Below are 19,274 nucleotides of genomic sequence, written 5' to 3'. Positions count from 1 at the left end.
TGGTGAAAACAATAAAATGCAATGAGAGATAGGGGGCTTTAAGATTATGATGGCGGATTGAGTAACCGCTTATAAGAACAATGTTTTATGAACATGTGCTTGGTAGTGATGAAGACGTTTCATTACTCGAACTCCGACAAAAGTAATTTAAACTTGGTCACGTATTTTTAAGGAGATTATCCGTGAGCACCGATAATAACGGTGGCATTCAACGCCCCGATGGAAAAGTAAACGCAATAGATACTGACTATCAAATTGGTCAGGATAACGTTGCGCTAAAGGTAGGCCCATTTGGCCTTGATATTCACAACCGTGTTTTTGCAATTTCTGGCTTAGCAATCGTCATGTTTGTTGTGATAACACTATTATTCCGAGAACAGGTAGAGCCGTTTTTTGCAGACCTACGAGCGGGTTTGTTGCACAATTTAGACTGGTTTTTTCTCGCTTCAGGTAATATTTTTGTCATTGTCTGTGTCGGATTGATCTTCACACCATTAGGCCGTGTACGAATCGGTGGTACTGAAGCAACACCGGATTACTCCTATGCTGGATGGTTGGCAATGCTATTTGCTGCGGGTATGGGCATTGGTCTCGTATTCTTCGGTGTATCAGAACCGATGTCCCATTTTAGTTCTGCGATTGGTGGCGTGAGCGTTGAGAATGGTGTTCGTACTGACTGGGCACCGCTAGGTGGTGCAGAGGGCGACGCAACTGCAGCTTCGGCCTTAGGGATGGCTGCGACGATTTATCACTGGGCACTTCATCCGTGGTCAATATACGCGCTCTTGGCTCTTGGGCTGGCTATCTTTTCATTTAACAAAGGTTTGCCACTCACCATGCGCTCAATTTTTTACCCTTTGTTTGGTGAGCGTATATGGGGTTGGACTGGTCATATTATCGATATTCTTGCAGTGGTAGCGACGGTTTTTGGTTTAGCAACATCGCTAGGCTACGGTGCATCTCAAGCCGCAACGGGTTTGAACTTCCTGTTTGATGTCCCAATGACCAATACCACGCAGGTTATATTGATTATTGGTATCACTGCGCTCGCTTTAATCTCTGTTGTGGCTGGACTCGATAAGGGCGTGAAAATCTTATCTGAAATCAATATGGGTCTTGCAGCGCTGCTATTGCTATTTGTTATTGTTGTTGGCCCGACGATTGCGATTTTAACTGGTTTCTTCGAGAACATCGTTTCCTATGTGGCTAATATCCCTGCCTTATCTATGCCATTTGGACGAGAGGATGTGAATTACTCTCAAGGCTGGACGGCGTTTTACTGGGCGTGGTGGATTTCTTGGTCACCATTTGTGGGTATGTTCATCGCACGTGTGTCTCGCGGTCGTTCGGTTCGTGAGTTTATTATTTGCGTTATTCTTATCCCATCTTCAGTTTGTGTGTTATGGATGACGGCTTTTGGCGGTAACGCAATTAGCCAATACGTTAATGATGGCTATGAGGCGGTGTTTAACGCAGAACTCCCTTTAAAACTTTTTGCCATGTTAGATGTTATGCCATTGGCTGAGATAACATCTTTTGTCGGCATTATCTTAGTCGTGGTGTTCTTCATTACCTCTTCTGACTCAGGATCACTGGTTATTGATACTATTGCTGCGGGCGGTAAGGTCGATGCACCAACGCCACAACGCGTGTTCTGGTGTACGTTTGAAGGTTTGGTTGCGATTGCATTGATGTTGGGTGGTGGTCTAGCTGCTGCTCAAGCAATGGCGGTGACGACTGGTTTACCATTTACTATTGTTTTGCTTGTTGCAACGGTATCTTTGATAAAAGGTTTGATGGATGAACCTCGTCCAAAGGCGGTTTCTAAGAAATCAAAATAACTAGTATCAGCAGTTAAATTATTGATAAAAGCGGTATGCGAAAGCATGCCGCTTTTTTTTTGGATTTCTATTTTTTTCTGAGAAATGAACAGCATGGAAAATGGTCTTATTCTGGTTGTTTTTTGTACTGCGCATTTAGGTGACTATTTAATAAATTAGACCTCAAACCATTTTAACTTTTGGTTAATAGGTTTATTTTTGTGATGTAAATCACAAAAATGCCGACAAAAAGGCGGATTATTTGATTTTTAGTCGCGAGGGATGCCCATAATAAAAAGGAAATTTAATTAGACCTCAAAGGATATGTATTTTCACATGATCACATCAGCACCTTGGGTCCTTTATCCAGAGATTGGAGAAGACTCAAGTAAAAAATGGATTTTTCGTGAGCCTAAAATCTCTGATGGTGACGACATTTACAGCTTGATTGCAGACTGTCCTCCATTGGACATGAACTCATCTTATTGCAATTTCCTACAGTCTACGCATTTCAGCAAAACCAGTATTTTGGTTGAGCAAAAAGGCGAAATCGCAGGTTTCATTTCCGGTTATCAGAAACCAGACGAGCAAGACGTTTTATTTGTCTGGCAAGTTGCAGTCTCACCTCGCTTTAGAGGTCATGGTTTAGCATTCCGCATGTTGAAAGAACTTCTCACCCGAGAGGAATTAGGCGGTGTTAAATCGGTAGAAACTACCATCACGGAAGATAATAAAGCCTCTTGGGCACTGTTCAAAAAGTTAGATGCGATGAACGGCAATTCTGGCCAAGTAAGCACATTTTTGGATGAAGAAGCCCACTTTAAAGGCAAACACGATACAGAATATTTGTATCGCATTCCTCTCAAATAATCCTCAAACAATAGGAATTAAAAACGGTCTCATCATGGATATTTTCAAAAAGCAGGAATCCAACGTACGCTCATATTCAAACAATTTCCCGGTCGTTTTTCGTAAAGCGAAAGGCTGCTGGCTAGAAACAGAACAAGGTGAACGATACTTAGACTTCCTTGCTGGAGCGGGATCTCTAAATTACGGCCATAACAATCCAGTACTAAAACAAGCGTTGCTTGAGTACATTGAAATGGACGGTATTACTCACGGTTTGGATATGCACTCAGAAGCGAAAGCATCGTTTCTGGAAGCGTTGGATACTTACATCCTTAAACCAAGAAACTTGGATTACAAGGTTCAGTTTACGGGCCCAACAGGCACTAACGCTGTTGAGGCGGCATTGAAGCTGGCTAAAAAAGTAAAAGGCCGCGACAGCGTCGTTGCGTTTACTAACGGTTTCCATGGTTGTACTGCTGGCGCACTGGCTGCAACGGGTAACCAGCATCACAGACAAGGTAACGGTTCTAGTCTAAGTAACGTCACTCGTATTCCATTTGAAGGTTACGCTGGCGTAGATGGTCTCGCGCTGTTCGAAACCATGCTAAATGATAACTCTGCAGGTATGGATAAACCAGCCGCTGTACTTCTTGAAACTGTGCAGGGTGAAGGTGGTTTAAATGCTGCTTCAAACGAGTGGTTACAACGTTTGAGCAAAATCTGTAAAGCCAATGACATTCTTGTGATTGTCGATGACATTCAAGCAGGTTGTGGACGTACAGGTACTTTCTTTAGTTTCGAGCCGTCTGGTATCCAACCGGATATCGTGACGCTATCGAAGTCGATCGGTGGTTACGGTTTGCCGATGGCTGTCGTATTACTTAAGCCTGAGCTTGACCAGTGGAAGCCAGGCGAGCATAACGGTACGTTCCGTGGCAATAATCACGCCTTTATTACTGCTGCAAAAGCACTAGAAATTTACTGGGCAAACGATGATTTTGAAACACACATCAAGCAGTGTTCAGACAAGGTAAGTGCTGTTATTGACCGTTGTGTTCGTCGCTTTCCACAAATGTTTGTGCAGAAAAAAGGCCGCGGCATGATGGTTGGTATTGAATGTATCAATGGTGACATGGCATCTGAAATTGCGAAAAACTGTTTCGAGAATGGAATGGTGATAGAGACAGCGGGTCCAGACGATGAAGTTGTGAAGTTCTTCTGTCCACTAACCATCAGCGAATCAGAGCTAGATCAAGGACTAAGCATCTTTGAAAATGCAGTAGAGACTATCGCTGCGAAACATTTCAAACAAGCATCTTAATAAGGATTTTAATTATGATCGTCAGAACTCTAGATGAATGCCGCAACAGCGAACGACGTGTTGTTTCAGATAACTGGGAAAGTGTCCGCATGTTGTTGAAAGACGACAACATGGGTTTCTCTTTCCACATCACAACGATTTATGAAGATACAGAAACTCATATTCACTATCAAAACCACCTTGAATCGGTGTTTTGTATGAGTGGTGAAGGTGAGATTGAAGTTGTAGGTGGAGAAACGTACCCAATCAAACCAGGTACATTATACATCCTTGATAAACACGATGAGCACTACTTGAGAGCTTATAAGAATAAAGAAATGGTAATGGCGTGTGTGTTTAACCCACCGATTACTGGCGCTGAAGTGCACGATGAAAACGGTGTTTATCCTCTCGTTGACTAAAAGATGATGGTGGGGTGCTTTGCCACCCCACACTTTACTATCTCTTCTTTTTTCTTTTTAAAGTTACCAATCAAAAAAGGCTTATCATGACATTTACCGTAGAAAAAATCGGCGGTACATCAATGACAGCATTTGATGCTGTTCTCGACAATATTATTCTTCGTCCCAAAACACCATACAATCGTATTTTTGTCGTATCTGCATACGGTGGTATGACCGATGCGCTGCTCGAGTGTAAAAAAACCAGTAAACCAGGCGTTTATCAGCTTATCGCGAAACGCGACGACAAATGGGAAGAAGCGTTAGCGTACGTTGAAAGCCGTATGTTGCTGACCAATGAAAATATTTTTGCGGACCCAATGAATCGTATCCGTGCGGATAAGTTCATTCGCTCCCGCATTGCTGAAGCGAAAAACTGTATCGCGAATATTTTAGAAACCTGTCAGTACGGTCAATTTTCGTTGCGCCAGTACTTGCCTCAAATTCGAGAGTTTCTCTCGTCTATCGGTGAGGCACATAGTGCTTACAACACAGCACTAAAACTAAAAAATATGGGTATTAACGCTAAGTTCGTTGACCTGTCTGGTTGGGATAATCAAGCGCCAAGAAGCCTTGATGAGTCGATCAGTGACGCGTTTGCTGATATCGATGTATCAAAAGAACTGCCAATCGTGACAGGTTATGCTTACTGTAAAGAGGGCCTAATGCACACTTATGACCGAGGTTATAGTGAGATGACATTTAGCCGAATTGCAGCAATAACAAAAGCGGATTTAGCAGTAATTCACAAAGAGTACCACTTGAGCTCAGCAGACCCACGCGTTGTTGGCCCTGAAAAAGTATTACCAATTGGTAGTACAAACTATGACGTAGCAGACCAACTTGCTAACCTTGGCATGGAAGCGATTCACCCAAATGCCGCTGCGGGTTTACGTGAAAGTGGTATTGAGCTACAGATTAAAAATACATTCGAACCTGAACACGAAGGTACTTTGATCTCTTCAAGCTACCGCCCAGAAGAAGACAAAGTCGAGATCATCGCAGGTAAAGAGAAAGTATTTGCACTGCATTTGTTTGACCAAGCAATGGTAGGAAAAGCCGATAACGTTAGTTACGAATTGATGGAAATCATCTCCGATGCTCGTGTAAGTTTGGTTGGTAAAGAGATGAACGCTAACTCTATTACTTACTATCTAGGTGGCAGTACTGATAGCTTAAACAAAGTATTGTATAAAGCCGAGAAACGTTATCCGAATGCCTCGATTAAAGGTCGTATGGTCGCGCTTATCTCAGCCATCGGTTCTCAAATTGATACCAACAAGACGTTGGCGAAAGGTGTGCTTGCATTGATGAATAATGGCGTTACGCCAGTTGCACTGCACTCATCATTGAGAAATGTAAATGTTCAATTTGTTGTCGGTGATAAGGAATACCAGCACGCGATTTGCGCATTGCATGATGAGTTTTTCCAAAGTAGCAGTTTAGCTAAATCGGTTAATGTGGCTTAGTTTATCCACGGTTAAAATACAAAGGAGAGCAGGTTAGCTCTCTTTTTTGTTTTTCAGTTTGTACTTTTGCATAGTCTAAACAGACGATTTAAGTAAGTTCCTATGTGGCGATACACATAAGCCAGCAGAATGGTCTGCTGGCTCAATGTTACTGATTAACTAACGTTAACTTAGTTTACTTAAACTTGCTGATTTCTTGTTCAACTTTGTCTAGTTGCTGCAGCTTCTCTTGCATTTTTAGAGAGTCGTAGTTTAGTGAAGCAGGGTTCATCGCTGTGCCACGTTGCATTGGGTATTCTGGAAGTGTTTTAAAGAACTCTCCCACAACGTCTTGTACAGGTACAAATAGCCACATGTTGTCAGCCATCCAACGCAAGTACATTTGTGATTCGCTTGGGCCTTTTTCGAATGGGTCAGCGCGTAGGTGGATGATTTTAGGCCAGCTCGGAGCAAAACGAACTGCGTTACTTAGGTTCCCTTCAAGCGTTGCAAAGTGAAGTTTCCAGTCATTCCAGCGGACAGCGTTTAATTCACCATTAGACGTAAAGTAAAGCAGCGACTCACGAGGGCCTTTTTCTTCCTTACCTTCAAAGTATGGCATGAAGTTGTAACCATCTAAATGCACACGCCATTCTTTGCCATTTGCTTTGTAGCCTTCTGCTAGTTTTTCTTTTACATCAGGTACGCCAGCAGCTGCCAATAATGTAGGCAACCAGTCTTGGTGTGCCATCATTTCATTGATCTTGGTTCCTGGCTTAATGACGCCTGGCCAACGAACCAGTTGAGGAACACGCATACCGCCTTCCCAAGTTGTACCCTTTTCACCATGGAATGGTGTTGCGCCACCATCTGGCCAAGTCATGGTTTCTGCGCCGTTGTCCGTTGAGTAGATAACGATAGTGTTGTCGGCAACACCTAGCTCATCCAGCTTGTCGAGTAAAACACCTACATGATCATCGTGTTCCAGCATACCATCGGCATAAATGCTTACACCTGATTTGCCTTGGTATTTTTCCTGCAAGCGAGTCCAAACGTGCATACGAGTGGCGTTATGCCAAATAAAGAAGGGTTTATCCGCTTTAACTGCTTTTTCCATAAATGCCAAAGAGCTTTCTAGGAACTCTTCATCTGCGTGCTCCATACGTTTTCGTGTCATCGGGCCAGTGTCTTCAATCTTACCGTCGACATAAGACTTAATGACACCACGAGGGCCATAGTTTTTACGAAACTCTGGGTCTTTAGGGTAGTAATAAGTTTCAGGTTCTTCTTCTGCGTTTAGGTGATATAAGTTACCGAAGAATTCGTCAAAGCCGTGTTTTGTCGGTAAGTGCTTATCTTGGTCACCTAAGTGGTTTTTACCAAATTGACCCGTCATGTAACCTTGTTCTTTTAACAGGTCTGCAATGGTTGGCGCCCAATCAGGTATGCCGTGGTCAGAGCCTGGCATACCAATTGTTAACAAACCCGTACGAAATGGCTCTTCACCCGTAATAAAGGCAGCGCGACCAGCAGTACAAGACTGTTGTCCGTAGTGATCTGTGAACAACGCACCTTCATTCGCGATACGGTCGATGTTTGGCGTTTTGTAACTCATCATACCTTGGTTGTATGCGCTGATATTCCAGTAGCCGATATCGTCACCAAAAATTGCCAGAATATTCGGTTTGTCGGCTGCCATAGCAGCACTGGACGCCGCTAACAGTCCTGCGCCTACAGCGATTTTGCTCAATTGATTTGCCATAAAAACTCCAGATTGTTGAGAGTAAAGATAAGCACAAGTGAGCCTTATGCTTAGTTGCTGCATAAGTTAATGATGTATATAGAAAAATCCTCTTATACTCGATATAACCATAAGTTATTGATAGGTAGTAACCATTTGTTAATTAAGAAGAAATAGGGTTGTCCTGTTAGTTTGTAGAGATTCGTAAAGTAGATTTAGATCACTGAAGAGCCTTATTTTTATTGCGTAGTAGAAGAGGGGATGGAAATGAAAAACAATAGGATGCTCGCTTGTTTTACGGTCCTAAAGCAATACTAAAGTCGTTATGTATTGCTTGTAATTATTTGTATAACCAGTGATTTAGTGTCTATATTGATTTAGGTTGTACATTATAAATATAAGGATATCTATGAGTCAGTGGGCAGGCCGGTTTCGCATTTTATTGCTGGTCAACGTTGTTGTCAGTTTTATGGCTTTTTCTCAAGAGTTATTAACAGAGAAACCAAATATTCCTTCAGGCTTAAATCCAGAATATGCTGGCACACAAGCTTGTATAGATTGCCACCAAAACGAGGTAGCGGCCTGGAAAGGGTCACATCATGATATGGCCATGAAGCATGCAAGTACAACCTCTGTACGTGGTGATTTTGATAACCATGTTGTAACGCACAAAGGAATGCCTAATCGTTTTTTTAAAAAAGGCGACGAATTTTGGGTCAATATTCAAGGTGCTGACGGGCAATGGCATGACTATAAGATCAGCTATACATTTGGCTGGGAGCCATTACAGCAGTACATGGTCGAGTTTGAAGATGGCCGCGTGCAGCTTATTCCTTTTGCTTGGGATACAAGAGCTAAAGTTGAAGGGGGACAGCGTTGGTTTCATCTTTATCCAGAAACGACAACAACGGATGAATTCTATTGGACCAATACCGGGCAAAATTGGAACTTCATGTGTGCTGATTGCCATTCAACGAACCTAAAGAAGAATTACGACGCTGACAAAAACACTTACAACAGCTCATGGTCAGAGATTAATGTGGGATGCGAAGCATGCCATGGTCCCGCTAGTCAGCACATAGAACTGGCCAAGAAATACAAAAATGCTGGCACTTCTTTTGAGCATGACAGCCATTATGGCTTTGATCGAAATTTGTCTAAAGCAGTGTCGGATTGGGTGTTTGAGGAAGGCCATAGTACGTTACAGCCGAAATCAATTGAAGCAACCAATCAAGTGCAAACATGCGCTCAATGCCATAGTCGCCGAACCCAGTTAAATGAAACAGGTGATCATGTTAAAGGTTCCTTTTTTGATAAATATCGCTTAAGTCTTATAACACCTGAACTCTACTATCATGATGGACAGATTTACGACGAAGATTATGTTTATAGTTCGTTTCTTCAATCTGAAATGGCGGAGAAGGGGGTCACGTGCACTAATTGTCATGATCCACACACGGCAGAGTTAACGATCCCAGAAGAGGCAGTATGTTCGCAATGCCATATTGCATCGGAATATACACCTGAAAAGCATACCTTTCATAAGGCTGGATCTGAAGCATCGCAATGTACGACTTGTCACATGCCAGAAACGACTTACATGCAAGTCGATCCTCGTAGAGACCACAGTTGGCATATTCCACGACCGGATTTGAGCAAACATATTGGAACGCCCAATGTTTGCATGTCATGCCATGAAGATAAAAGCAATCAATGGGCCGATGAACAGATAGCAGAATGGTACCCGAATTCGAAGTATCGTAATCAGCAACATTTTGCTGTCGCATTTTATGCGGATTCAATTGGTCATCAAGGAGCAGCAAATGCGTTGGCATACTCTGCTCAGGATTCGTCGTTAAAAGACATTATTCGTGCTTCAGCCCTGGAGAGAATGGGGGGCAATACTGACCAAAATACAACAGTATCTTTGGCTAGGGCCGTTAAGAATGAGAATGAAATGGTTCGATTAGGGGCAATTTCAGGCTCGTCTGGTTATGAATTTCATGATCGGTGGCGGATTCTAGAGCCATTGCTTGGTGACCCGGTGCTTTCAGTGAGAGCGGAAGCTGCCTCGGTGCTGGTAGCGAACTACGCACAAATGACCCCTTTACAAAAAGATATCATTAAATCGCCTTTAGAAGAGTACATGGAAATTCAAGGGTTTAATGCCGATCGTGGTTTCGGAAGAACCAATTTGGCGAATGTGTACCGCAGCTTAGGTGAAATCGACAAAGCGGCCGAGCTGTATAAACAAGCGATCAGCATCGAACCCTATTTCGAAAATAGCTACGTTAACCTAGCAGATTTGTATCGTCACCTAGGTAAAGAAGAAGCTGCGCTCACGGTGCTACAACAAGGGATGAAAGCTCAACCTAAATCCAGCACATTACCATACAGCGCAGGTCTTTCTTTGTTACGTCAAGGCAAAGCCGATGATGCGAAAAAGCTACTTAGACGCGCCGCAGAAGTTGGTGAAACTAATGCGCATTATTGGTACGTGTACGGTCTAGCTTTAGAAAAAAGCGATGTTCTAGAAGCCAGTAAAGCGTTGCATACAGCATTTGAAGTCGGTGGCAATCCACAACACTTGTTTGCTCAATGCGAGGTTCTAGCGAGAAATCATAAAAAAGGTGCTGTCGCTTTTGCTTTCGATAGGTGCATACAAGAGCTTAGTCACTATGCACCTAAGCAAGCTATTGATCAGCTTAAAGCCTCTATTGTTGGGGTCAATAGGAGCTAATTACCAAAAGTGGAGCTTTTATCGCTCCACTTTTTTCTTACTTAGTTTAATCAGCGTCTTTCGCTAATCTCAGCCCCATGTCGGACATGATGACTGACTGGCTAGCAAAATCGCGACGATAGTTTTCGGATTCGTCAGCATCATAGGCAAAGCTACCACCTCGTACAGACTTGTGTGCAAGGCTTTCTTTTTCATCTTTTGCGTTTACCGGATTATCACTTGGTGCCGATTTGTAATAGCCTTCATCAAACGCATCAATAACAAACTCACCAACATTACCCGTCATATCGTATAAGCCAAGCTCATTCGGTTTTTTCTGACCTACCTTGTGTGCCTTATTGTTTGAGTTACTGGCATACCAGGCAACGTCGTTAATATCATCAGACCCCGCGTAAGTGAATCCTTGACTTAGATTCCCCCCTTTCGCTGCAAACTCCCATTCTGCTTCGGTGGGTAAACGATAGTGCTCTCCCGTTTTTTCATTCAATTTCTTTATAAAATAATTGGCTTGTTGCCAGCTAATGTTATTCACGGGCGTATTTGGGTTTCTAAAATAACTCAGAGAAGAGCCTGTAACCGATTCGAATAACTCTTGGGTTACCTCAAATTTTGCCAAATAGAAATCTTCCACGCGAACGGTGCGAGCCGGGCGCTCGGATTTATTTGCTGATGGATTATCCGAGCCCATCGTAAATTGTCCACCTTCAATAAGAACCATATCTTGATCGATTTTTTGAGCAAGAAGGCTAGGTTGTGTTGTTGCACATCCAGTCATAATTAGCGAAATCGAAATAGCGGCACCAAGGTAAAGAGTATTACTTTTGGAATGCTTCATAGGGGAGCTCCATCAACATTTATGATCAAAAAATTTTATCAGGCAAGTCTATGAAAAACAGTTATACACACTATAACAAGCGCCACGAATAATTGAACATTATCATCACACTAGGCGATTAACTTAATGATTAGTCTTAACGCCGTTGGGCACAGGCTAGCAACTAAGAAGGTGATGAATGCACATAACTCAAGGTCCGCAGTTCAATGGAAAAGCATCCAAGCGATTACATGTCATGGCGAAACCTATCGGTGCAGTGTGCAATATCGATTGCACCTATTGTTATTACCTAAGCAAACAAGATTTACTTGAGTACAAGCCAGGCTGCTCACCAGTCATGGATGAGGAAACGCTAGAGGCCTATATCCGTCAATATATAGCGGGACAGAATACACCTGAAATCATTTTCTCTTGGCAGGGTGGTGAGCCGACAATGCTAGGTTTGGATTATTTCAAGACAATTGTTGAGCTACAGAATAAATACCGTCCCGATGGCATTACGATCTCCAATGATCTCCAGACTAATGGCACACTGCTTAACGATGAATGGTGTGAGTTTTTAAAGGCGAACAACTTTCTCGTCGGTTTAAGCATTGATGGCCCAGAAATGATGCTCAACGCTTATCGAGCAAACCGAGCTGGTAGAGGCACATTCCGGCAAGTTATGAATGCGGTTGAATTATTACATAAGCACGAAGTAAAGTTTGCTACGCTCACTTGTGTTAACAACTTGACCAGCCGTAACCCACTTGAAGTTTACCGATTCTTGCGAGATGAAGTACGCTCCCCTCAAATGCAGTTTATTCCAATAGTTGAGCAGAAAACATTCAGAACAACCGCCCCTCAAACTTGGGAGCCAAACGAGCAACTAAAGCAAGGAGATAAACGGTTGATCCCAGGTCATAAAGATGCCGTTGTTGAGCCTTTTTGCGTTGCGGATGAAGCATGGGGAAATTTTCTGATCGCGATTTTCAATGAATGGGTTTTACACGATATCGGCAACGTGTTTGTGCAGTACTTTGAAGCCAGTATCGAAACCTGGATGGGCAGAAAAAACCCACTGTGTACGTTAGGTGAAATCTGCGGGAAGGGCTTAGCAATGGAGCCTAATGGTGATGTGTTTGCGTGTGATCATTACGTGTACCCAGAATATAAGGTTGGAAACATTCATCACGAAAAGCTCGATACGCTCGCTTATAGCTCTGAGCAGCAGAAATTTGGGTTTGCTAAAAGTCGTACGCTGCCCCAACAGTGCCTTCAATGTGATTATCAATTTGCATGTTTTGGAGAATGTCCCAAAAACCGTTTTATCCGTACTAGGCAAGGTGAGCCTGGTCTTAATTATCTCTGCGCGGGTTGGAAGAAGTTTTTTACCCATGTTGATCAGTCGATGGCGTACATCTTACGAGCAACAGGTAACCCAGTGGTTCACGGTAAATACAGTGACCAGATTCTACGCCAGCAAGCTACTCAAACACAGACTGTGTTTGAAACGAAGTTTTAAGATAGTCACTACGCCTGCTACAGGCCCGGAAATGAAAGAATATAGGTTATTGAATGCAAAAAATTAAGCTGCTCTCTAAATCATTACTCGTGATCTCGATCGGCATTGCTGCGAGTCAAGCAGCAGTGGCACAAGAAACAACATTGCTAGACCCAGATCAAGTATCGCCGACAACGGTTGTCACTCCACAAGAAGCTCAAATGACACCGGCGCAACGAGTCGAAAAGCTGTCTTATGATTCGCAAAATAAAAAGTTGTCTTCAGAAAAACGTATTGATGCTTTACGTGAGTTAGCCAACTATCCAAGCCAAAATGCATTGGTTGCAGTTGCGCGTGGGTTGCAGGATGAAGATGCAGGTATTCGCGAAGCTGCGATTGTGGGAGCACAGCCATATATGATTGAGCACCGTTGGCGTTTGATTTCACCATTATTGAGTGATGACGCCGCCATGGTGCGAATTACAGCCGCGATTAACCTCGTTCGAGATTACGCCAATTTGAGTTCAGAGCAACAGCAGTCACTTGAAGGGCCTGTTTCAGAGCTGACAGCACACTTGTCCAGTAAGAACGATAATGTTTCCAAGTTATTACTTGCAGACGTTTACCGTTGGCATCGTGATTGGGATAAAGCGGCGCTGATATACCCAGAGTTAACTAAGCTTGAGCCAAACAACCCTCAAGTTTGGTTAAGCTACGCAGACAACTTCCGAGCGCAACAGCTAGACCAGAAAGCTATCAACGTGCTTGACGAGGGTATCAAGCTAAATTCAGAAGATGCCTCGCTGCATTATTCTAAATCTCTCGCTTTGGTTAGATTAGACAAAAAGAAAGAAGCGGCGTTTGAAATAGACAAAGCTGTGACGATGGCAAAGACAAACAGTTACTTTTGGTACTTAAATGGTGTTCTGCAAGAAGAGTTAGACTTGAAGAAGTCTGTCAACGCTTTTGAGCAAGCGTATTTGATATCCGGTGCTCCAGAACAATTGTATGCCGTGTGTGACATCTATGTTAGATACGGCAACCCTAAAACGGATGACTGTTTAACAGAGCTAACGAAGGTCGCTCCCGACTATGTTATTGAAGAGCTCAATCAGAAAAAGGGACGTAAAAGTGCCCCTACATCAGTTGAAGCCAATGAATTTAAACTTTAATCGTTAAATTCCATGTTTCTATTTTAATAAAATAGTGGACTAGATTGGTGACATTGTCACTTTTTGGTGGCCGTTGCATATTTCAGTTCAATATGCGCCTGTTTCAATTGAACTATACTTTTGATTGGATTCGCACCTAGCACCTCAATATAAGGAATTAAGATGGCTATAAAGTTAAAGGCGATTGTCTTAGCAACAGGTTTTGCTCTGTCTAGTTACGCTGTTGCTGCTGATATGCAAGATCCACTTCCGTCATGGAACAACACTGACGCTAAGCAAGCTATTATGGCGTTTGTTACGAAAACAACGACCCAAGGTTCGGATTCCTATGTGCCTGAAAGCCAACGAATCGCGACGTTTGATAATGATGGAACACTTTGGGCAGAAAAGCCTGTTTATCTACAGTTGTTTTTTGCGATCGATAGAGTAAAAGAAATGGCCTCTGAGCATCCTGATTGGAAGACAACCGAACCCTTTGCTTCCGCATTAAAAGGTGACATGGAGGGGATTGGTAAACAAGGACTCGAAGGTGTAATGAAGCTTGTTATGGCAACCCATTCTGGAATGTCTGCTGAACAGTTTCATCAAGAAGTTAAGGAATGGTTGAAAACGGCTGTCCATCCAACAACGGGTAGACCATACACTGAAATGGTCTATCAACCTATGCTCGAACTGCTCGACTATTTAAGAGCTAACGACTATCAGACCTACATCGTTTCTGGAGGCGGAATTGAATTTATGCGCGTTTGGGCGCCGGAAGTATACGGCATTCCAACGCAAAACATCGTGGGAACGACGTTAAAGGCGGAATATCAAAGTGTTGATGGAAAACCTACCATCCAACGTATGCCGGAAATAGACTTTGTCAATGACAAAGCAGTAAAGCCTGTGACGATCCAAAACTTCATTGGCAAACGTCCGGTAATGGCGTTTGGTAATTCTGATGGTGATTTACAGATGTTAGAGTGGACGAAAGCAGGTTCAGGTCCAAGATTTTCTGCGATTATCCATCACACGGATGACAAGCGCGAATGGGCGTATGATAAAGATTCTCATGTTGGTAAGTTAGATAAATCGTTTAAAGTAGGTGAAGAGCAAGGTTGGCTATTTGTCGATATGAAACAAGATTGGAATCAAGTGTTTAAAGAAGCCATGAAACAATAGCTCACTAATCATGATGAACCCTACGTAGAAATTTTTGTGATGGGGGATGATGATCATCAGTACGCTTACCATTTCTCTAACAATTTATGTTCAGTGTCTGTTCCAACCATTTTTGTTGACCTACGTTGGTTATTTGATTGATATGTGGCATCATGACTTGAAACCACTTAAGTGAATTTAAGTTATGACACAAGAAGAAAGACTCGTAGCGCTCAGAGCGAAGCTGGAGCAGCAAAACAAAGTAACGTTGTCTGAAGTTTGTGAGTGCTTTGGTATCTCGCGAGATTCAGCTCGTCGAGACTTAGTTAAGTTGAGTCAGCAACCTGGGTTACAAAGAATACGAGGTGGTGTCATGCTTGCGCCGATCTCTTCCCATACCGAGGCATACGCGAGTCGACCCGTGAGTGACGTTAAACATCGACTAGCTCAAGCTGCCGCAGCGTTGTTGGATGAGCGCGACCATCTTGTTATTGATACCAGCACCATTTTGTCTCTGCTCCCACTCTATGCAGGAAAAGCGCGTTGTGGAGAAAACAAGCTCAACGTCGTTACTAACAGCATTGATGTACTGACCGCTGCTGAAACAAACGACACAATGGACGTTCATTTCTTAGGCGGACACTTTGACCCTTATGCCAGAGCAGTTTTAGGGGCGCAAGCAGAGCAGCAAATGCAGCAGTATCACGTGAACAAAGCGTTCATTGGCGTGTGTGCATTGACATCCCGAGGGCTGACAACAAATAGTTTGTTAGAAGCTACAATGAAACAAACGATGATTGCTCAAGCTCAGCAGGTCATCGTCGTTTGTGAATCCCGAAAAATTGGTAGCGACAATTTCCACCACGTATGTGATTTGTCAAAGATCGACATCATTATTACCGATCATCCCCCTCAATCAGATTTTCAACAACTCCTCGATCACAATGATATTGAATGTATTGTTGTGTCACCGAAATAAGGAATCTTAGAATGGCTTACGATCCCGTAAAAACCGCTGTGATTGGTTACGGATATTCAGCAAAAACGTTTCATTTACCCTTCATTAAAGCGCTACCAAATTTAACGCTGAGCGCGATAAGCTCTCGTCAACAGGAGGCGGTTCAAAATGATTGGCCAGATGCCAAGTGGTTTTCTGATGCGAATACTTTACTCGATGATAGTGATGCAGAACTCGTAATCATTACTGCGCCAAATGACGTACATTACGAACTTGCAAAGCGTGCGTTGAACAATGGGAAACACGTCATCGTCGAGAAACCGTTTGTTACTCGTATAGAAGACGGTAATGAACTTATCGCCTTGGCGGAAGAGAAAGGTCTAGTGCTGAGCGTTTTTCACAATAGACGTTGGGATGGAGACTTTCTCACGGTTAAATCTCTTATCGAACAAGGTAAGTTAGGTGATATAAAGCTGTTCGAGTCACACTTTGACCGTTACCGCCCTGAAGTTCGTCAACGCTGGCGAGAGCTAGCTCAAGATGGTGGTGGTATTCTATTCGACCTTGCTCCTCATCTTCTCGATCAAGCATTGGTGTTGTTTGGCTTGCCAGATGCGATAGACGCACAATGTCGAATGATGCGCCCTGGTGCGACGACGATTGATTATTACAACTTGATACTTCATTACCCTGAGCGTATTGTGCACTTGCATTCAAACTTGTATAGCCCAGAGCCGAACCTCCGATACAAAGTATTGGGTACGGAAGCTAAATATGAAAAGTTCGGATTAGATCCTCAAGAGGGCTACTTAAAAGAAGGCCGTTTGCCGGAAAACGATGCTTGGTCGGAAGAAGATGAGGCGTTATACGGCGTCCGTTACGACGAAGATGGTGCGCAAACTATTAAAACGGAGAGAGGCGCGTACCAAGCTTACTTTGTTGGTGTGGCAGATGCCATTCGTTTGGGCACTGATAACCCGGTCCCTGCCGCTCAAGCAGTACAGAATATCGCTCTGATTGAGATGGCATTGGAAAGCAGTAAAACGGGTAAAACGATTCAGGTGAAACCATGAGTTTGACGCTTGAACTCGTGGCCCTGCAAGAGCATGAACTTCAGTTGGCGGAATTTAATCACCATATTGCGTGGTCTATCGGCCTCGCTCTAAAAGAAGAGGCTGAAGCTCGCGGCGTGGCTGTTGCTATTGAGGTTTACGGCTTTGGACAAACGCTATTTCAATACGCGATGGCAGGAACCTGCGCTGATCATGTAGATTGGGTCCGTAGGAAGCGAAACTCAGTATTAAGGTATGGCCACAGCTCTTACTATCTTTCTCTGTACAACAAGCAAAAGCAACGTGATTTCGAAAATCAGCCTCATCTCGATGCTCGTGAGTACTGCGCTCATGGTGGCGCGTTCCCAATTCGGCTTTCTGGGTCTGGTTTGGTTGGGGTTGTGACGGTATCGGGTTTACCGCAGTTAGATGATCATCAGCTAGTTGTGGATATATTAAAAACGATGACAGAGACAAAACCCTCTTAAACGCCAAATATGAAAGTAGCACGGTTTCTTTATCGTGCTACTGAATTCTCTTTTTAGCTCATAAAGTGTTCTTTAATGTGAGCAAATATTAACATTGATCCCAACTTACTACCTGAAAATCAAATCAATTTCATATAACCTATACGCTCATTCATATAGAAAGCCTTCAAAGTTGGCCATTGGCAATGTCTTTTAGAAGAAAAGAAAAACTCAATCTTAGAAATCTTATTGTCACCCTATGTGTGTTCAGTGTGCTTGTCACTTTGATCAACGCATTCTACTCGATTTATCGTGTTCAAAGGGATCTCATCATCAATAACACGTTAGAATCAAACCGTGTTTACGCCCAAAAAATGTCTGAAATGACAGACTCTTTCATAGAAAGCTCAATGTCGCAGCTAAAATACAGTGCGAACGTGCTAAAAGACAAGATGCATGACGCTCAGCTTCTCGATAAAGAGGCTGAGAGATTAAGAACGCAAACCAAATCATTTAACTCTGTGGTTGTCGTTAATGCAAAAGGGGTTATTATTTCCGTATCACCTGAAACACTTCAGGTGAAAGGTGTAAGGTTAGTGGGTGAAAGAAAACGCCAATCTTTAAACGCTCAAGCACCAGTTGTTACTGAACCATTTATATCGCCCGCTGGAAATTACTTGTTAACCATCTCATACCCTATATTTTCTCAATCTAATGAATATTTAGGTTATATCGGCGGCACTATTTATCTAGAAAAAGAAAATATTCTCGCAGAGTTACTCAGCCAGCACGCATACAAAGATGGTTCTTTCCTTTACGTTGTCGATGAGAGTAACACTCTGATTTATCACCCAGATCAATCGAGGGTTGGTGAAGTAATCGACGATAATGAAGCAATCAAAGCGGTGACGATGGGGCAGAGCGGCAACAAAGAAATTGTTAACTCTCGCGGCGTCGAAATGCTTGCTGGTTATGCGCCAGTAAAGTCATCAGGATGGGGAATTGTTGCTCAGCGCCCGAAATCGATGACGTTATCTGTGCTAGATGAACAGATGTGGAATGTTTTCCTTAAGTCGATTCCAATTGGTTTATTAACTTTGTTGCTAATTTGGTTCTTGTCCCTTCTTATTTCTAGACCACTTTGGCAGTTAGCGGGTGCTGTGCGAGGTGTCGAAGAACATTCATCATCTATCGATGATCTCAAACTGGTTAAGTCTTGGTATTTTGAGGTCTCACATTTGAAGCTTAGTTTTCTTAAAGCATTTGGTATCGTGTCAAAAACCATTGATAAGCTGCAACTGGATACATTAACAGATTCGATGACTGGATTATTGAATCGACGTGGATTAGATAAAGTTCTTGGTTTGTTTAAGCAGGAAAATACCGCGTTCTCTGTTTTGGCGCTAGATATTGACCACTTTAAGAGCGTAAACGATAATTATGGCCATGACGTGGGTGACAATTTACTTAGAGAGTTTGCGCAGTTAATGAAAGACCAAGCTCGCTCTAATGATCACCTGTGTCGTTCTGGCGGTGAAGAGTTTATGATGTTTTTGGAAAAAACAGACGTAAACCACGCTATGGATGTTGCAGAGCGTATTAGACACAACGTGGAAAAACATGACTTCCAAGTCGTTGGTAAGGTCACGGTTTCGTTGGGCGTTTCTCACTGGAAAGGCAATGACACACCAATTGAAGCGGTAATGAAAGACGCCGATAATGCACTGTATAAAGCGAAACATAATGGAAGAAATAGAACGGAGTTGGGTGACGACGCACAATAGATATTGCGCTTTATGCTGAAC

The 19,274-nt window shown here is 43.0% G+C and carries 15 protein-coding genes; 13 read left to right on the top strand and 2 right to left on the bottom strand.

Going from position 1 to position 19,274, the window contains the following annotated elements:
- The first annotated feature begins 182 nt into the window (after positions 1-182).
- The 5 genes from UQW94_RS15755 (at position 183) to UQW94_RS15735 (ending at position 5,899) form a co-directional block, all read left to right on the top strand.
- Entirely contained in the window at positions 183-1,841 is a 1,659-nt protein-coding gene (locus UQW94_RS15755) for a BCCT family transporter (protein WP_322142382.1), read from the top strand.
- Positions 1,842-2,156: 315 nt separating this feature from the next.
- On the top strand, positions 2,157-2,690 hold the full coding sequence (gene ectA, locus UQW94_RS15750; RefSeq protein ID WP_005393379.1) for a diaminobutyrate acetyltransferase: 534 nt from the start codon (positions 2,157-2,159) through the stop codon (positions 2,688-2,690).
- 34 nt (positions 2,691-2,724) lie between these two features.
- Positions 2,725-3,990, top strand: coding sequence for a diaminobutyrate--2-oxoglutarate transaminase (gene ectB / locus UQW94_RS15745; protein ID WP_017820939.1), 1,266 nt, complete (start codon positions 2,725-2,727; stop codon positions 3,988-3,990).
- 14 nt (positions 3,991-4,004) lie between these two features.
- Positions 4,005-4,391, top strand: a complete 387-nt coding sequence (locus tag UQW94_RS15740; RefSeq protein ID WP_005377769.1) for an ectoine synthase — start codon at positions 4,005-4,007, stop codon at positions 4,389-4,391.
- A gap of 86 nt (positions 4,392-4,477) precedes the next feature.
- On the top strand, positions 4,478-5,899 hold the full coding sequence (locus tag UQW94_RS15735; protein ID WP_005377768.1) for an aspartate kinase: 1,422 nt from the start codon (positions 4,478-4,480) through the stop codon (positions 5,897-5,899).
- Positions 5,900-6,074: 175 nt separating this feature from the next.
- On the opposite strand, the gene UQW94_RS15730 is transcribed toward UQW94_RS15735, so the two are convergent.
- Positions 6,075-7,640 (bottom strand): arylsulfatase, encoded by a 1,566-nt coding sequence (locus UQW94_RS15730; RefSeq protein WP_322142381.1) that lies wholly within the window; start codon positions 7,638-7,640, stop codon positions 6,075-6,077.
- Between the two features lie 388 nt (positions 7,641-8,028).
- Here UQW94_RS15730 and UQW94_RS15725 point away from each other — a divergent pair, with 388 nt between their 5' ends.
- Positions 8,029-10,359 (top strand): tetratricopeptide repeat protein, encoded by a 2,331-nt coding sequence (locus UQW94_RS15725; protein WP_322142380.1) that lies wholly within the window; start codon positions 8,029-8,031, stop codon positions 10,357-10,359.
- Between the two features lie 46 nt (positions 10,360-10,405).
- On the opposite strand, the gene UQW94_RS15720 is transcribed toward UQW94_RS15725, so the two are convergent.
- The gene (locus UQW94_RS15720; protein ID WP_416153105.1) at positions 10,406-11,134 is read right to left on the bottom strand and encodes a formylglycine-generating enzyme family protein; all 729 of its coding nucleotides are present in this window, start codon (positions 11,132-11,134) and stop codon (positions 10,406-10,408) included.
- Positions 11,135-11,372: 238 nt separating this feature from the next.
- Here UQW94_RS15720 and UQW94_RS15715 point away from each other — a divergent pair, with 238 nt between their 5' ends.
- The 7 genes from UQW94_RS15715 to UQW94_RS15685 all read left to right on the top strand — a co-directional run bounded on the left by UQW94_RS15715 (position 11,373) and on the right by UQW94_RS15685 (position 19,253).
- Positions 11,373-12,698 (top strand): anaerobic sulfatase maturase, encoded by a 1,326-nt coding sequence (locus UQW94_RS15715; RefSeq protein WP_322142378.1) that lies wholly within the window; start codon positions 11,373-11,375, stop codon positions 12,696-12,698.
- 53 nt (positions 12,699-12,751) lie between these two features.
- Positions 12,752-13,849, top strand: coding sequence for a hypothetical protein (locus UQW94_RS15710; RefSeq protein ID WP_225472879.1), 1,098 nt, complete (start codon positions 12,752-12,754; stop codon positions 13,847-13,849).
- Positions 13,850-14,011: 162 nt separating this feature from the next.
- On the top strand, positions 14,012-15,013 hold the full coding sequence (locus UQW94_RS15705; RefSeq protein WP_225472881.1) for an HAD family hydrolase: 1,002 nt from the start codon (positions 14,012-14,014) through the stop codon (positions 15,011-15,013).
- A gap of 184 nt (positions 15,014-15,197) precedes the next feature.
- Positions 15,198-15,971 (top strand): DeoR/GlpR family DNA-binding transcription regulator, encoded by a 774-nt coding sequence (locus UQW94_RS15700; protein WP_322142377.1) that lies wholly within the window; start codon positions 15,198-15,200, stop codon positions 15,969-15,971.
- An 11-nt stretch (positions 15,972-15,982) separates the two neighbouring features.
- Positions 15,983-17,023, top strand: a complete 1,041-nt coding sequence (locus UQW94_RS15695) for an oxidoreductase (protein ID WP_322142376.1) — start codon at positions 15,983-15,985, stop codon at positions 17,021-17,023.
- Positions 17,020-17,490 carry a heme-degrading domain-containing protein gene (locus UQW94_RS15690; protein ID WP_149191822.1) on the top strand — a complete coding sequence of 157 codons (471 nt, stop codon included), beginning with the start codon at positions 17,020-17,022 and terminating at the stop codon, positions 17,488-17,490. The genes UQW94_RS15695 and UQW94_RS15690 overlap by 4 nt, the downstream gene beginning before the upstream one ends.
- 185 nt (positions 17,491-17,675) lie before the next feature.
- Complete coding sequence (locus UQW94_RS15685) at positions 17,676-19,253, top strand: sensor domain-containing diguanylate cyclase (protein WP_213877531.1); 1,578 nt, start codon at positions 17,676-17,678, stop codon at positions 19,251-19,253.
- The last annotated feature ends 21 nt before the right edge of the window (positions 19,254-19,274 follow it).

Origin of the sequence: Vibrio sp. PBL-C16 (genome assembly GCF_034321865.1) — a bacterium.
GTDB lineage: Bacteria > Pseudomonadota > Gammaproteobacteria > Enterobacterales > Vibrionaceae > Vibrio > Vibrio alginolyticus.
The sequence above is the reverse complement of the archived record's forward strand: the minus strand, read 5'-3'. Positions and strand labels throughout refer to the sequence as shown.

Bases quoted from the DNA above. Each gene is read 5' to 3' on its own strand.
- UQW94_RS15710 (WP_225472879.1), top strand. From the start codon at position 12,752: ATGCAAAAAATTAAGCTGCTCTCTAAATCATTACTCGTGATCTCGATC.
- UQW94_RS15690 (WP_149191822.1), top strand. From the start codon at position 17,020: ATGAGTTTGACGCTTGAACTCGTGGCCCTGCAAGAGCATGAACTTCAG.
- UQW94_RS15705 (WP_225472881.1), top strand. From the start codon at position 14,012: ATGGCTATAAAGTTAAAGGCGATTGTCTTAGCAACAGGTTTTGCTCTG.
- UQW94_RS15685 (WP_213877531.1), top strand. From the start codon at position 17,676: ATGTCTTTTAGAAGAAAAGAAAAACTCAATCTTAGAAATCTTATTGTC.
- UQW94_RS15725 (WP_322142380.1), top strand. From the start codon at position 8,029: ATGAGTCAGTGGGCAGGCCGGTTTCGCATTTTATTGCTGGTCAACGTT.
- UQW94_RS15715 (WP_322142378.1), top strand. From the start codon at position 11,373: ATGCACATAACTCAAGGTCCGCAGTTCAATGGAAAAGCATCCAAGCGA.
- UQW94_RS15735 (WP_005377768.1), top strand. From the start codon at position 4,478: ATGACATTTACCGTAGAAAAAATCGGCGGTACATCAATGACAGCATTT.
- ectB (WP_017820939.1), top strand. From the start codon at position 2,725: ATGGATATTTTCAAAAAGCAGGAATCCAACGTACGCTCATATTCAAAC.
- ectA (WP_005393379.1), top strand. From the start codon at position 2,157: ATGATCACATCAGCACCTTGGGTCCTTTATCCAGAGATTGGAGAAGAC.
- UQW94_RS15740 (WP_005377769.1), top strand. From the start codon at position 4,005: ATGATCGTCAGAACTCTAGATGAATGCCGCAACAGCGAACGACGTGTT.
- UQW94_RS15700 (WP_322142377.1), top strand. From the start codon at position 15,198: ATGACACAAGAAGAAAGACTCGTAGCGCTCAGAGCGAAGCTGGAGCAG.
- UQW94_RS15720 (WP_416153105.1), bottom strand. From the start codon at position 11,134: ATGACTGGATGTGCAACAACACAACCTAGCCTTCTTGCTCAAAAAATC.
- UQW94_RS15695 (WP_322142376.1), top strand. From the start codon at position 15,983: ATGGCTTACGATCCCGTAAAAACCGCTGTGATTGGTTACGGATATTCA.
- UQW94_RS15730 (WP_322142381.1), bottom strand. From the start codon at position 7,640: ATGGCAAATCAATTGAGCAAAATCGCTGTAGGCGCAGGACTGTTAGCG.